At 47.7% G+C, this 14,427-nt stretch carries 12 protein-coding genes; all 12 read right to left on the bottom strand.

The window, feature by feature from the left end; genetic code table 11:
- Positions 1 to 2: 2 nt before the first annotated feature.
- Positions 3 to 1,145 carry a GNAT family N-acetyltransferase gene (locus ABUE20_RS13700; RefSeq protein ID WP_408620502.1) on the bottom strand — a complete coding sequence of 381 codons (1,143 nt, stop codon included), beginning with the start codon at positions 1,143 to 1,145 and terminating at the stop codon, positions 3 to 5.
- Positions 1,146 to 1,314: 169 nt separating this feature from the next.
- The gene (nifH, locus tag ABUE20_RS13695; protein WP_408620501.1) at positions 1,315 to 2,196 is read right to left on the bottom strand and encodes a nitrogenase iron protein; all 882 of its coding nucleotides are present in this window, start codon (positions 2,194 to 2,196) and stop codon (positions 1,315 to 1,317) included.
- 207 nt (positions 2,197 to 2,403) lie between these two features.
- Entirely contained in the window at positions 2,404 to 2,949 is a 546-nt protein-coding gene (locus tag ABUE20_RS13690; RefSeq protein WP_408620500.1) for a NifB/NifX family molybdenum-iron cluster-binding protein, read from the bottom strand.
- A 26-nt stretch (positions 2,950 to 2,975) separates the two neighbouring features.
- Positions 2,976 to 4,343: a nitrogenase iron-molybdenum cofactor biosynthesis protein NifN gene (nifN, locus tag ABUE20_RS13685; RefSeq protein ID WP_408620499.1), complete on the bottom strand. Its 1,368-nt coding sequence runs from the start codon at positions 4,341 to 4,343 to the stop codon at positions 2,976 to 2,978.
- 14 nt (positions 4,344 to 4,357) lie between these two features.
- Positions 4,358 to 5,785: a nitrogenase iron-molybdenum cofactor biosynthesis protein NifE gene (gene nifE / locus ABUE20_RS13680; protein WP_408620498.1), complete on the bottom strand. Its 1,428-nt coding sequence runs from the start codon at positions 5,783 to 5,785 to the stop codon at positions 4,358 to 4,360.
- Positions 5,786 to 6,067: 282 nt separating this feature from the next.
- Positions 6,068 to 7,669 (bottom strand): sigma-54 interaction domain-containing protein, encoded by a 1,602-nt coding sequence (locus ABUE20_RS13675; RefSeq protein ID WP_408620529.1) that lies wholly within the window; start codon positions 7,667 to 7,669, stop codon positions 6,068 to 6,070.
- Positions 7,670 to 8,075: 406 nt separating this feature from the next.
- Positions 8,076 to 9,689 (bottom strand): electron transfer flavoprotein-ubiquinone oxidoreductase, encoded by a 1,614-nt coding sequence (locus ABUE20_RS13670; protein WP_408620497.1) that lies wholly within the window; start codon positions 9,687 to 9,689, stop codon positions 8,076 to 8,078.
- A gap of 2 nt (positions 9,690 to 9,691) precedes the next feature.
- On the bottom strand, positions 9,692 to 10,708 hold the full coding sequence (locus ABUE20_RS13665; RefSeq protein WP_408620496.1) for an electron transfer flavoprotein subunit alpha/FixB family protein: 1,017 nt from the start codon (positions 10,706 to 10,708) through the stop codon (positions 9,692 to 9,694).
- A complete protein-coding gene (locus ABUE20_RS13660) occupies positions 10,705 to 11,463 on the bottom strand; it encodes an adenine nucleotide alpha hydrolase family protein (protein ID WP_408620495.1) in 759 nt (252 codons plus the stop codon). The genes ABUE20_RS13665 and ABUE20_RS13660 overlap by 4 nt, the downstream gene beginning before the upstream one ends.
- Before the next feature lie 16 nt (positions 11,464 to 11,479).
- Entirely contained in the window at positions 11,480 to 12,001 is a 522-nt protein-coding gene (locus ABUE20_RS13655; RefSeq protein ID WP_408620494.1) for a NifB/NifX family molybdenum-iron cluster-binding protein, read from the bottom strand.
- Positions 12,002 to 12,012: 11 nt separating this feature from the next.
- A complete protein-coding gene (locus ABUE20_RS13650; protein WP_408620493.1) occupies positions 12,013 to 12,930 on the bottom strand; it encodes a hypothetical protein in 918 nt (305 codons plus the stop codon).
- A gap of 51 nt (positions 12,931 to 12,981) precedes the next feature.
- Positions 12,982 to 14,397: a nitrogenase component 1 gene (locus tag ABUE20_RS13645; RefSeq protein WP_408620492.1), complete on the bottom strand. Its 1,416-nt coding sequence runs from the start codon at positions 14,395 to 14,397 to the stop codon at positions 12,982 to 12,984.
- Positions 14,398 to 14,427: the final 30 nt, after the last annotated feature.

Here is a 14,427-nt window from a genome sequence, read left to right as displayed (position 1 = left end):
CGTTACGATTGATGAAAAGGCAGATGCGAGGCCAGCTCTTGCATCTGCTGCTCAACCCACGTTTGTTCAGATTGAGTAAATTCAGCCACGGCCGCACGAAACTGAGGATCATCAATCCAGTGCACCGACCACGTTGGGATCGGTTCAAAGCCCCGCTGAATTTTATGCTCCCCCTGAGCGCCCGGATCAAAATGACTTAAACCGTGAGCAATGCAGTAATCAATTCCCTGATAATAACAGGTTTCAAAATGCAGGCTGTCAAACTCTTCATCGCAGCCCCAATAGCGCCCATAAAGGTTGTGACGGTCTTTAAATGACCAAGCTCCCGCAACCGCCCGGCCTTGATGATAAGCCATCACCAATAAAATCTGATCGGGCATCGTTTTCAACAATTGCTGAAAAAACGCTTTGTTTAAATAGCTCTGCATTCCATGTTTTAAATAGGTGAGCTGATAAAACTCAAAGAAGGCATCCAACTGCTCAGCACGGATCTGCGCCCCTTCCAACACTTTCAACTCAATCTCCTGAGCCTGGATCCGAGCGCGTTCTTTTCGCAAGTTTTTCCGCTTACGCGAGGTGAAGGTGGCTAGAAAATCATCAAAATTCTGATAGCCACGGTTATACCAGTGATACTGACAGTCCATTCGCGGGATCAAAGATTGCTGCTTAAAGGCTTCCAGTTGCTCCGATTTGATAAACAAACCGTGCCAACCCGAAAATTGCTGTTCATGGCATAATTGGCGCACTGCCGTGACAAAATATTCCAGCGCCTGCTCAAAACTCAAGACGTCGGCATTAAATAAAAACCGTTCACCACTGGCCGGAGTAAAAGGAATGGAAGTCACTAATTTGGGGAAATAATGGAATCCAGCACGCTCCCAAGCCTCTTGCCAGGCCCCATCAAAAACATATTCCCCCCAAGAATGGCTTTTCAGATACATCGGCATCGCCGCCATCAACTCACCTTGGTCATCTTCAAGGGTCAGATGCAGCGGATGCCAGCCCTGCGGATCGCCGACACACTGCGTTTGTTCCAACGCATTTAAAAACGCATAAGATAAAAAGGGATAATCATTGGTGCGCAGCGCATCCCACTGTTCCGCTGCAATCGATGTTAAGTGATGATGAACTCTGAGACTTGGCATAACAAACCCTAGCTGCGGACTGTTAACAACACTTTCATCATCCTATCAATATGTATTGTGAAAATACAACGCGATAAAAAACGGCTCTCTTTGGATCATCCATCCGAAAAGAGAGCCGTTCTAATCCTTGAAGTAACGTTCATCTCCACCAAAAATAAACCACAACCAATTAAGCGGTCGCTTCTTCAGCGGCTGTTTTACCAATGATGGATTCGTCCTCAACATCCAAGATCCCAAATTCCATCAATAATTCTTCCAATTCATCCATTGTGACAGGTTTGGGAACGACGAACATTTTGTTGTTGATGACTTTTTGAGCCAAGGTCCGGTATTCATCGGCCTGATTACAGGTCGGGTCATATTCAATCACGGTCATCCGGCGAATTTCAGCCCGTTGTACAATATTATCGCGGGGGACAAAATGGATCATTTGCGTCCCGATTTTTGCAGCCAGCGCCATAATCAGCTCATCTTCCCGATCGGTTTTCCGTGAGTTACAAATCAATCCGGCCAGACGCACACTGCCCGATTTAGCGTATTTACAAATCCCTTTTGAAATATTGTTAGCCGCATACATCGCCATCATTTCGCCAGAACAAACAATGTAGATTTCCTGCGCTTTATTTTCACGAATAGGCATTGCGAACCCACCACAAACCACATCGCCCAGCACATCATAGAAAACAAAGTCGAGATCATCATCGTAAGCTCCCTCTTCTTCCAGGAAGTTAATTGCGGTAATCACCCCACGACCGGCACAACCAACACCCGGTTCCGGACCACCTGATTCAACGCACCGGACATTGCCATACCCTGTTTTCAATACATCTTCTAATTCAAGATCTTCGACAGAACCCGCTTCTGCGGCCATTTCCATAATTGTGTTCTGTGCTTTTGAATGCAAAATCAGTCGTGTTGAATCAGCTTTCGGATCACAGCCAATAATCATCACTTTCTTCCCGGCTTCAGCTAAAGCCGCCACCAAGTTCTGAGTTGTGGTCGACTTCCCAATACCACCCTTACCATAGATCGCGCACTGACGAATCTTCATTTTATTAAGCTCCTATGCTTAGCGACTACAAAAAATCTTTGTACTAGCTAAGAGCAAGCATTATGCCATTATTAACTTATTGTTTTTAAAGTAAAAATAAAGATTGGGTCTGTACGGTTTCGTACAATCGGTCAAATATTATTCATAGAGGTAACAAAATCAGCACAAGACTCCCGCGTCATCGATGGGGAAGTCTTGTGCCTAATATCACGAAAAGGGGCGTTCTGTAGACTCATCCGTTGGCCAACCTTGCTCCAACATATTGGCAAAACGTTCCGGAGATTTATGCTGAGCCTGCGCCTTATCCACCCAGGATAATCCACCATGTACCAACGCAAAGCTCACTTCGTTCAGTAAATCGACAATATCATGACCATAATCCACAATCACCGGCTGGATCCCGGCCTTCATCAGCCGTCGAATCGATGAGGTCCCAATAGAAGCAGCATAGACGGCAGCACATTCTCCAATAAATTCAATTTTTTCAATCACTTTATCTTCCGATAACACTTCAGGCTGTTCCGAAGGTTCCGTCTCGTTATCCTGTAACATCGAGTCCTCGTCCGTTCGAGTTACCTCGTACCCCAGCGCATTATTTTTATGTTCTCCTTTCATAATGGCTTCCGAAAATTGCGCAATGTTATCCACATCGGCTTCCCCGGGTTTCACACTGTAAATAATTAACTGCTCGCTGGCCCCAAAATGTTGATCAACGTGGACGCCATCCAAACTCGCAAATGCGACTTTTATCATGTGATATCTCCTTGATATCGGCCGGTTCATACCGCACGTTGCGGCCAAAACTTAGAATGGTAAGGTGAAAGTAAATGCTGATACTGGGCTAATAAATTATCCAGGCTATACAGGAGTTGTCGGCTCCCTTCATAACCAATCCACTGCCGGGCATGCCCTCCCGCATGACGATGCAACGGATATCCCGCAGGAAGCAAGCCTATCTGTAAATGCTGAGCAATCGCCTGACCGTGAGAATTACTAATGAGAACTTCAATATTTCGGTGCTGTCCTTGATGCTCTAACTCCCCTAAATCAGCCACCTGAATCGTCTCACAATTCAGCATATTGAGCGCTTCTTGCTGAGCTTCAATCGGTTTAGATGGGATCACGACTACACTCAGTTCCGCACCGACTTCTTCCAGAGCCGGAGCTAACGCCAGCAACAAATCACATTCAACGCCGATCCCTATGCGTGAAACGCCGAGCCGAAACTGGCAATCCAACATGGCATCTTGCAATTGCTGTCGACCTCGACACTGGCTCTGAGGAACAGGTTCACCGGAAATCTGCTGCAAAACCCGATTAAACGCATCACACTGACGTAAGCCATGCAGACCATTAAAGCGAAAACTAGGAGCCCCAGTGCGCTGTTGCAGCACCTCAGCCAATGGAAATAAGCTGGCTCCAATCACTAATGTGGCACAGCTCTGAACCATTTTTTCGATCTGTTGACGACAAGTACCACTCTGAGTGAGAGGCATAAACCCTTGCGCCATCAAAGATCCTCCCAACGAAGTACTGATGTCGGGCAACACAATTGGCGTTAAACCAAAACTTTCAATCCATTCTTTTAATACATCGATATCTCGTGGCGTCATCAAAGGCGACACCAGCACATTGACCTGAGAGGGATCCGGTTCGGAATGACACTGCTCAGGTAACACGTAATCCAATACCGCCCGAAGTGCCAGTTGATAACCGATTTCCAGCCCCCCCTGACTATCACAGGTGTTCACCTTGATCACAGCTGTTGCATTAAATTGCGGATATAGAGTGCGAAATTCGGCCACCGAATGGGTCAAACTCACCCCTTGGGTGGCCGTCAGCCCAGTCGTCGACAACCCGATAAATTCCGGATGATAACGATCACAGATCGTTCGTAATGCCTCAATCACATTTTTGTCGGCGCCCATAATGACAGCCGTCAATTCCATCGCAGTGGTTTGCAACGGGATCGGCTCGCGAAAATGCCGCATAAAAAACAACTTATTAAACGACGTACAGCCCCGAGCACCATGTTGCAACGGCATACAGTTGGCCAATCCCAGAAATGCCAGAGAGGCCCCAACGGACTGACTCACCTTTAACGGATTAATCGTTAAAGGGCTATTCTTAATTTTCAATTTAGCCATTTGATTCACTCTGTTTATGCAATTAATGGAATACCGGTAGCCGGAGGCTGGCGCCGAGAACGGGAGAGCTGATTCTCCCAAGGGGCCGGAGTATCCACCCAGTGCCATACGGGATTGGATAATGCCCGACTCAGCTGATAGGCCAATTCACGCATCCCGTCATAACCGGAATAGGCAATGTGCCGAATATGGTCAACATCTAAGAAAGGAATACGGGATTTAAGGCTGGAATAAATATAGCGATCCCCGGCAATCATGATATCGGCTTTATAGTGTCGAAAAGCCGATATCAGCGCCTGTTGATCGTTGTCGGCGATCGTAATGGCATTGTCGCCCATCAATGTTGTGATCCGCAGCTTATCTTGATCGGTTGATTTTTCTGTGCCGGTAGCGACGACTGTTAATCCCAGTTCCTGCATGGCCGACACCAGCGACCACGATTTAAAACCACCACTAAAAATAAGAACGCGTTTCCCGGTCAACATCGTTTTATACGGAGCTAAATCCCGATTCAACTGCCGTTCTTCCCGGCGAATTAAACGTTCGGTTCTTTTTTGTAGATCCGGATCATCGATGGCTTTGGCTAAGGCCCGTAATGCGGTTGAAGTGGGTTTCATCCCATAATAACTCCCTTCAACATAAGGGATCCCATACCGAGCCTGCATCTCCCGGGCAACATTGAGCAGCGCCTTACTGCAAATTAACAGATTCGCTTCGGCTCGATGCATGGTCTGAATTTCGGCAAACCGACTATCGCCACTAATCGTCGAGAGCACCCGTAGCCCTAACTCATCCAAGAGGGGTAAAAAGCGCCAGAATTCGCCCCCAACATTCCACTCACCAATAATGCCAATATCATGTACCCGCGACACTCCCGGAGGTGTCCAGCAAGGGGGTTCCGGCTCCCGAGTTCCGATCACTTGTTTCACCAGCACCTCACCGGCCAAGCGATTTCCCAAATTCTTACTCCCATAAAAACCAGCACAGTCAACCGTGATCACCGGCACCTGCCACCGCTGCATGGCAGCTCGAGCAACCGCTGCGACATCATCCCCATGCAATGCCGGAATACAGGTCATATAAATAAAAACCGCGGCAGGATGATATTCTTTGATAATTTTCTGGATCGAAAATAGTAATCGTTTTTCCCCCTGACCCATGATGATATCTAAATCGCTCAGATCAGTTGTAAACCCCTGACGATACAACCGGGACCCGGAGGTTAACGAGCCTCGGGCATCCCATGAACTCCCGGCGCAACTGATAGGGCCGTGCACCAAGTGAGCGACATCAACAATCGGCATCAGCGCATTCCGAGCCCCATCAAAAAAACATCCGCCTTGGGTGGCTCCGGGATGCGGCTGGGCACATCCTTTATGTTTACCTCGATTATGAGCACAGGCCGGCTCATTACGTAATTCCACCAATGATTGCTGATCCATAACACCTCCAGATCTAAAAATGATGTGATGCTATGCATTAACGCAAGGGTTGTACCATTCTGCCGTTTTCGTAAAAAACACGACCGTTAAGCCTTATTTATCTATAAAAAGTCCAAATGAAAGCTTAAATAGTTATATTTAACAAATAGTTATTGATTTATGGCATTTATAGATTATTGAGAGGACACCGGTGACAAGGGGGAAAAATACGAGAGCTAACAGCGAAGAAGAGAATATTCTGTACATGGCCGTACAGAATCTCTCTTAAAATGACATATTCGTTTAAGTTGCTTTCACATGCGGCCGGAACTGCTTGTAACTCAGATTATACTTATTCATACGTAATCCCAGAATCCGACGCGTCATTCCCAAGTGATGGGCGGCTTCGCTGACATTGCCTTGATAAATATTCAGCGCATCGACAATCATTTCATATTCCACCTGTGAGATCTTCGCATCGATCCCCCCTTTATTCACGCTTTCAACCAACGATGCCGGTTGCAAATTCCCCGGGAGATGGTGAGTATGAATGACCCCTTCTTCAGCTAATAAAACGGCTCGTTCCATCATATTTTCTAACTCTCTGACATTACCCGGCCATTGATAGGCCAGCAATTGGTTCATCGCGGGGGTCGAAAGCCGGGGGACCTCTTTCCCCTGTTCCCGCGCAAAGAACACAATAAAATGTTCTGCTAACATCGCGATATCATTTCCTCGCTCCCGCAACGCCGGTATAGTCATCGGAAAAACATTCAACCGGTAAAACAGATCCTCACGAAAAGTTCCTTCGGCTACCATTTTCGGTAAATCGCGATTCGTCGCCGCCAGAATTCTTAAATTCACGTGGATCGTGACATTACTCCCCACACGTTCGAAGCAGCGTTCCTGCAACACACGCAACAACTTAGCCTGCATCATTAATGATAATTCACCGACCTCATCCAAAAAGATCGTCCCGTTATTCGCCTCCTCAAATCGCCCGGTCCGCCGGGCATTCGCACCGGTAAATGATCCCCGTTCATGACCGAACAACTCACTTTCGATAACACTTTCAGGAAGTGACGCGCAATTAAATTTCACAAAAGGACCATTCGATAACGGGCTGTTATAGTGAATGGCACTGGCTACTCGCTCTTTACCCACTCCGCTTTCACCCAGGATCAAGACCGTCGTTTTAGAATGACTGACCTTCTCAATCATCCGGTATATCCCCTGCATGGCTTTCGAATTACCAATAATATTGGATGGCCGGAATTTTTCTTTCAGTTCATTGCGTAACCGCCGGTTCTCATCTAGCAGATCTTTTTTATAGATATTATCCAGAATATGCAGCTCAACCACCTGCGCAATCAACGTCGCCATAATCGACAAGACTTCCCGATCGACTTCCGGTAACGCACGATTGTCATAATGCCGTTCAACACTGATGGTTCCCATCACCACATGTCCACGGATGATCGGAACACAGATAAAAGCGATACGCTGATGTTCTTTAGGATCCCATCCCTTGGTCCGGTTCAAAAAAGCCGGTTCATCCGCAATTGAAGAAACGATGACCGGTTTACCGGTTTCAACGACTCGCCCGGTAATCCCTTCACCCGGAGCGTAAATCCCGCGGGAGATTTCATCTTCGGTCAATCCAATGGCTTCATGAGTATAAATCTGGTTGGTGTCCGGTTCATAAAGCGTCACCATTCCCCGAACCACATGCATATAGGTCTGCATAAGCTGTAGTACTAATTTAAGCGTTACTGAGAGTTCCGCACCCTGACTGACCGCTTTACTTACATCAGAAAGTAACGGGATCAACTCAGAGCGACATTCACCAAGACGACAGGTCGTAAAGGTCATACGATGTTTAGGCCGTTCCTTTGAAGTCGCCATCGTATCTTTGGGTAACAACGCGTCTTGGGAATTTAGTTGACTAGTCATAGTTTCTCCGCGTCCGTAGTATTACTACTATAGAATTAATACCGAGAATCCTCTTCTCAATGGTTCTTTATCCTGTTTCAGCAAAAGACCAAACCATAGAGGAGGCAAAAATGATTCCATATCTATTTATAAAACACATAATTTCAATGTAGGTTTATATAAGTTATATATATTACAGATAGTTATAATTGTTTATTTTTCAGACACCACGACTATGCATTCAATTATTGACTAAATATCATACAGTTTTGTTCTACGATGACACGCTCTGGAGCATAATGCACATTTTAGAACACCTAAACTTATCGATGACTCGTCTATTTTTTAACCCATTGCAACTAACGCACCTCCCAACGACTTAGAGCTGTGAATAACGAGGCCCCCCTCCGGCGGGGGGCGGTGTCCAGTGGATCTGCTGTAGCGGATCCCGAATATCACAACATTTACAGTGCAAACAGTTTTCATGTTTAATCACCAGCGCCTGACCATCCCACTGATAGACGCCAGCGGGACAGCTGTGCTGCAAAACACCCATACACTCGTTCGACATATAATCCTGAGCAGGCCCCCCATCCGCTAAACGCAGATGTCCGGGTTGTCCTTTCAAAACTTGGATCCGCGCCTGAAACAGTTGCTCATTCAGCTCCGGACGCATCTCTTCAAGGGATAAAACCACCGGGCCAATCCGACCGGTAACCTCATGATCACCAGAGTGGCACTGAGCATAAGGCAATCTAAGGTGAAGTCCCCGTAGCCAATAGTGACATCCACAGGCCAACACCCCCCAACGAGTTCCCAAATGGTGTAGCAGTGCATAGATAGGTGCCGCCTGACGCATGGCAATACCGACGGCGCCTTGAGATAAATGGGTCGCATACTCGGTCAATAATGAGCGAGGAAGCGTGGTCGACGTGAAGGTTAGCTGATGACTCACCGCCTCAGCGGCTAACATTCCCGAGTCAATGGCCGGGGTAATCCCTTGTAACTGACGAAGATCGAGTAACCCGGCCGCGGATCCCAACAAAGCACCTCCGGGAAACACCGGTGTTTCATACGCATCCCATCCCCCTTCAGCCATCACCCGAGCGCCAAAGCCTTCTCGACGAGCCCCTTTTAGCATTGCGGCAATCTCTGGATGTGCCCGCCACTGAGCAAATTGTGCATAAGGATCAAAATCTTCTCGGGAATCACTTAATGGCGTCACAATACCCAGATGTAATTCCCGTTCACTCATCGCATAGATGAACCCGCCGCCCCCACCGTGCAGCATCGGCCACCCAAGCGTATGGATCACCATACCCGGCTGCCATTGGGGATGATCACAAACCCAACGCTCTTTAACGCCTAGCGCATAATGTTGTGGACGCGTACGTAACTTAAGCCGCTCCTCCAACTCCCGAGTCAATGACCCCCGAGCCCCTTCCGCAACCAGCGTATATTGGGCGGCAATATGAATTCCCGGCACAAAACCGAGTCCGGGAACCCCTTCACCATCACGTCCGATGTCTGCGGTAATCACACCTTGCAAACGACCTGTTTCACCATACCAGCCTTTGGCAACGGCCTGGGCCGTAAAAAGATCCACCCCCAAAGCGGTTGCTTCTCCAGCCAACCAGCGACAGAAATCACCTAAGGAGAGGATCTGATTCGAATGAGCTGGTTTTAACAGCCGCGGCACAACCCCTTTCGGCAGTGAGAAGGCCCTCTGAGATCGTAACCACCACCAGTATTGTTGAGTGACAGTAACCGTGGCTGGCGGCGACGTATGCCATTGATGTTCAGGAAAAATCCGTGAGGCTAAAGAACCGGAAACCAAAGCTCCCGATAAGATATGATCACCCACGGCAGCACCTTTTTCTAAAACACAAACGCGACAATCTGGTTGCCGTTGTTTCAACCGAATCGCGGCCGCTAATCCCGCAGGCCCTGCGCCAACAATGATCACATCATAGGTTAAATCCGCTTCAGTCATACTCAGACCTTATCATTAACCGAGCCCACATCGGCCCGGCGCGCCTGTAGCTGCCTCACCAATTCCGGCAACAGGGTTTGCATATCCCCCTGTAAAAAATAATCCGCCTGTTCAACAATCGGAGCCGAGGCATCTTTATTGATCACAATGATACAGCCACTCTGTCCAATCCCGGCCAGATGCTGCGGAGCCCCGGAAATCGCCACGGCAAGATATAAATCCGGCGCAATATGCGCACCGGTCATCCCAATTTGCCAGGCGATCGGTGCAAACCCAGCCTCCACAGCCCCACGGGTCGCCCCTGTAGCCGCATGTAATACAGCAGACAGTGGAGTAAGCCGCTCCATCAAGCGTTTTCCCAAAGGTCGCCCGCCGGCGACGACAATCCGGGCTTCTTCCAGAACCTGCCCCTCGCCTAACTCGTGATCATCCAAAACCAGCGTTTGTAACTCACCACAGGACTCCGTAACCGCAGCCCTCTGCTCCACCGGCAATGAGATCCGGCGGTTATCTACATCCGAGACCGGTTCAAAACAGCTGGCTCGCAGCGTCAATAGCAGCGGAGCTGTCTCCAAAGGGAACCATAATCCGCCATGAGTATCGAACGTCAGTTGTAACGCTGCCGATGGGAAAGCCGTCTCTGACGCATATTCAAACTGGGTGATATCCGTCAGCAACGGATATCCGCAACGGCCTGATATCCGCCCTAACAAGGCGACAGATTCGATCGCATGTGGCATCACCACCCCTCGATACTGGGCTATCAGCGACATGATCGCCATGCTTTGGGAAAATGGATGAAACGGCTGTTCTCGAACGGAATGATTGGGATGTTGGATCAATAATCGTTCGATCACCGAAATACGGGCACAATGCTGATGTAGTTGCGGTTCATCCTGTTGAGAGCACACAACCAGTACGTGAATCGATTCCTGCCAGGTCATACAGGCCCCGAGAATACGCAATGTTGCCGGCGTTAACTGTCCCTGCTGTTGTTCACCTATCACTAAAATACTCATAACCATCCTCCAGCCTGCAAGACATCCACCAACTCTTCAACACTCTGTAATGGCTGTTTGGATGGCTTTGAGGACATACCGGACTGCCAGCGACATGTCGGTGCCGTCACAGCCGCAGGCCCGGACCAAATGGCTTTCGGTTTTTGCTTCGCCATCACCAATGCCGGCAACGTAATATAACGGGGGCTCACCCAATCCAGTGCGCAGCTCAACACCGCCGGTAATGAAATACGCGCCTGATAATTCAGAGTCGGACGTCGCTGTTCTATTGAGAGTAAGCCGGGGGTAGAGGGCGCTACGGCCAACTGACTGACGGCCACCGCACAAGGCCATCCCAACGCACCAGCCAGCATTGGGGCTACTTCACCCTGTTCCTGACCAAATGCCATGGCCCCCATCAACACAAGATCTGGCTGTAGCTGCTGGGTCAAGGCTTGCAAAAGCGGCTGTAGGGTAGTGGCATGCACCAGAGGAGCATCAGATAGCGCCGGAGTTATCGCTGCCAATGCAATCGCTTGATCGGCACCAATCGCCAAAGCCCGCTCCAACACAGTTCGTCCCGGCTCATCGTTGTATCCGACCGCAATTAATTCACAGGGGTGAGCCCACTGTTTTTTGAGCTGCACCGCTCCTTCCATGGCCACTTCATCAAAGGGATTGATGACCCAACGACAGCCACGTTGCGAGTACTCATCCCCCAATGCTACGGGCGTGCTATCATCCACAACACTGCGAACTAAGATCAAAATTTTCATTAGTGATGCCTCTGGATCATGAAGAAACTGCAACGCGATAAAGACCATCCTGTATGCCATATCCCAGCGCTCGCCGGATCCATAACGGGGGGTTATGATTCATTGTGTGTTGTAATGAACGCAGGGTTTCATCTATTTCATGGATCTGATCAATTTTTACGGGGAATATCCCAACATCTCGTAATCGAATCGCCGCCAGATCGCTCAAACCATAGCTGAACAAAATAGAACATCCGGTCACCGCTTCAACTCGCTGAGGCAATTGTTCCAGCTCGGTTCCCCCCATATCGTCCATCATGCAACATCCCCCATTTTTACCGAAGGCTCGCTTCTGTTTTCGAATTTCCTGACGTTCACTCACCGTCAATGAACGAGGCGCTGAAAATCGGGCAACATCCAGAAAAGTAGCGTCGTCATAGCTCACATCGTAGATGACGACCTGACGGGCAAACGTAAATGCGACATCAACATGAGTAAGATTTTTAGTACAAAACGCGACTCTTAAATGACCTATCTGTTTCGGATCAATGAATGACATAATTCGCCTTCCTATAAGTGAATGACTTTTTGCGCCGCATCCGCCGGACCCCCTTCGGCAAAATATTCCCATGCCGCCATCTGCTGACGGGCAATCTCCAGCGACCCCACAACCGGATCAGATCGGGGGGATAACGATTCAATTGGAATAAGGTAAGTATGCTCATTGCGGCAAATATGAAAATCTATCGGATAGTGTTGCGCATCACAGTAATGTGACGATAACTGAACAACGCAGTGTGACTCATCGTAAAAATAGCGGGGATTACAGCAATCAAGCCGGCAGTGACGGTTAAAATAAAATAAAGGACGAAATTGATACAACACGTGATCTTCGTCTTCAAAACCATGCAACTCAGCCACGACATCCGAAAAATAAGCCACCAGCATGGCATCCAGATAAGCGCGACCAAATCGTTCATGGTGATATTCCTGCAAGTAAAAATTCACTAATGACTGCAGTAAATTTAAGCCGACCGGTGTGATTTTAATCATCACCGGATAGGCATTTGCATGGCACGTTAATTCAATCTCATCAGCGTTTCCTTGGACAATGCCTTGCGGATGCAATAACGCGATACGAATGATCCGGAGTAAACGATAACTCTCCGCAATCACTTTTTCGGCCCGATTGCGCTTCGGGAAAGCCAGATAATTATCCCAGCTACAGCGCCCTTCAAAGGGCCCCGTGGCCTCTAGAGTCAATGCTGCCTCCAACAGCTGTAATGCAGCCCACGGGCCGTTCAAATAGCGTAGCAGTTGAGGATCCAATCGAGCCTGTCCAACCGAACCAACGGCTTCGCATCCCCCCATGGGCCGCACCGTTCTCGCCGTGTACATTTCAAGGCATCGGTATTCAGGCAGTGATAATTCACAGCCGAACTGAGCCTGATAGCTATGTAGCAATTCATGTAACGGTGATACAGGCATAGATAGATCCTTAACGGCTTTCATCAAATTGAATCATCAAATACAGTGGATTTACCAAACGTTCAGGATCCACTCCCGATCTTTCGTATATTCCATATGTGTGAAAATGGTATTCACGATGGTTTCAGCTAATTCCATGGCCCCCCGGTACCCCATTGAAGGTTTACGATGCAACCCAGCCCGATCAAAGGTCGGGAAACCCGTTCTAACCATAGGAATATTGTGATCAATCGAAATATAGCGGCCTTTGGAATGGCCTATAATTAAATCTAATTTCAACCCTTCTTTAATCCGTTTTTCTAATTCCCAAAGATCAGAATTACAAACGATATTCATATCGAAACTTACTTTGTTCTTAAACTCAGCAATTCGAGGATCTTTTTTATATTTCCCGTTATCATCCCCTAATAATAACAGTACCGGCTCCATTTCCAGTTCCATACAAAATTCAGCCAAACCAAATACCTGATCTGCATGACCAAAAATAGCGACTCGTTTATTCGCCAGAAACATATGAGAAATATCAGCCATCGAATCTAATGCGAGTCCTCGTTCGATAACGAGTGATTCCGGAATTGGTTTACCGGTTAAACTACTAATTTGTTGCAATAACAAATCGGTATTATGAATACCATATGGCGTTTTGGCATAAATACCCTGAACACCAAAATCTTCTTCCAAAAATTTAGCGGCATCATCACTTTCATAGCGCGCTAGACTAATACTTGCGAGCGCATTCGCTGTATTTTGTAATTCTTCAACCGTCGTACTCCCATGAGTATGAATTGATTTATCCGGTAACATCGGTGATTCAAAACTAGTCGTATCCATTAAAATAGATGCCTCAACATCCATCTGCTGCATATAGTCTTTAAACATTTCAACATCACCTGGATTAACCCATCCGGTAAAGAAATTAATTTTATTAGTCGGAGTCCCTTTTTTGGCTAATGCTTTTACAACAGCCAGCACAGCTTCTTTATAACCACTGACATGACTGCCTTTAAAACTCGGGGTATGCACAGCCACTAAATGAATTTCACGATCAGGAAATTCTTCTTTTAAGGCTTTATTACAGTTACGAATACACCCTTCAATATCATCTCCAATCACTTCGGTAGAGCACGTGGTAATAATGGGAATAATCCGCAGCTGAGGATAGCGTTTCGCCAAGATCATAATCCCGCTTTCAACACGTTTACTGCCCCCGAATACAGCAGAATCTTCATGTAACGAGGTCGATGCAATATCAAAATTTTCTTTAAAATGTTGCGCCAGCAGCAGCCGCACAAACATACAGCATCCCTGCCCCCCATGAACCAATGGAATACAATCTTTAATCCCGACCATTGCAAATTGAGCGCCGGCAGGCTGACAATCCAACATTGGATTAATAATACCAGCCCGATCTTTTTTCATTACCTTGACTTCGGCAGCTGATTTGTCTGCGATTTCACAAGTCATCATCTTGTCCTTATTATCCGAGCAATCCAATGG

It is taken from the genome of Celerinatantimonas marina (assembly GCF_046054165.1).
Taxonomy (GTDB): domain Bacteria; phylum Pseudomonadota; class Gammaproteobacteria; order Enterobacterales; family Celerinatantimonadaceae; genus Celerinatantimonas.
The sequence above is the reverse complement of the archived record's forward strand: the minus strand, read 5'-3'. Positions and strand labels throughout refer to the sequence as shown.

What these genes read in the sequence shown, in the direction of transcription:
- ABUE20_RS13670 (WP_408620497.1), bottom strand. Translation starts at nt 9,689, where the DNA reads ATGACTGAAGCGGATTTAACCTATGATGTGATCATTGTTGGCGCAGGG.
- ABUE20_RS13675 (WP_408620529.1), bottom strand. Translation starts at nt 7,669, where the DNA reads ATGGCGACTTCAAAGGAACGGCCTAAACATCGTATGACCTTTACGACC.
- ABUE20_RS13645 (WP_408620492.1), bottom strand. Translation starts at nt 14,397, where the DNA reads ATGATGACTTGTGAAATCGCAGACAAATCAGCTGCCGAAGTCAAGGTA.
- ABUE20_RS13655 (WP_408620494.1), bottom strand. Translation starts at nt 12,001, where the DNA reads ATGTCATTCATTGATCCGAAACAGATAGGTCATTTAAGAGTCGCGTTT.
- nifE (WP_408620498.1), bottom strand. Translation starts at nt 5,785, where the DNA reads ATGGATCAGCAATCATTGGTGGAATTACGTAATGAGCCGGCCTGTGCT.
- ABUE20_RS13665 (WP_408620496.1), bottom strand. Translation starts at nt 10,708, where the DNA reads ATGAGTATTTTAGTGATAGGTGAACAACAGCAGGGACAGTTAACGCCG.
- ABUE20_RS13650 (WP_408620493.1), bottom strand. Translation starts at nt 12,930, where the DNA reads ATGCCTGTATCACCGTTACATGAATTGCTACATAGCTATCAGGCTCAG.
- nifH (WP_408620501.1), bottom strand. Translation starts at nt 2,196, where the DNA reads ATGAAGATTCGTCAGTGCGCGATCTATGGTAAGGGTGGTATTGGGAAG.
- ABUE20_RS13690 (WP_408620500.1), bottom strand. Translation starts at nt 2,949, where the DNA reads ATGATAAAAGTCGCATTTGCGAGTTTGGATGGCGTCCACGTTGATCAA.
- ABUE20_RS13700 (WP_408620502.1), bottom strand. Translation starts at nt 1,145, where the DNA reads ATGCCAAGTCTCAGAGTTCATCATCACTTAACATCGATTGCAGCGGAA.
- nifN (WP_408620499.1), bottom strand. Translation starts at nt 4,343, where the DNA reads ATGGCTAAATTGAAAATTAAGAATAGCCCTTTAACGATTAATCCGTTA.
- ABUE20_RS13660 (WP_408620495.1), bottom strand. Translation starts at nt 11,463, where the DNA reads ATGAAAATTTTGATCTTAGTTCGCAGTGTTGTGGATGATAGCACGCCC.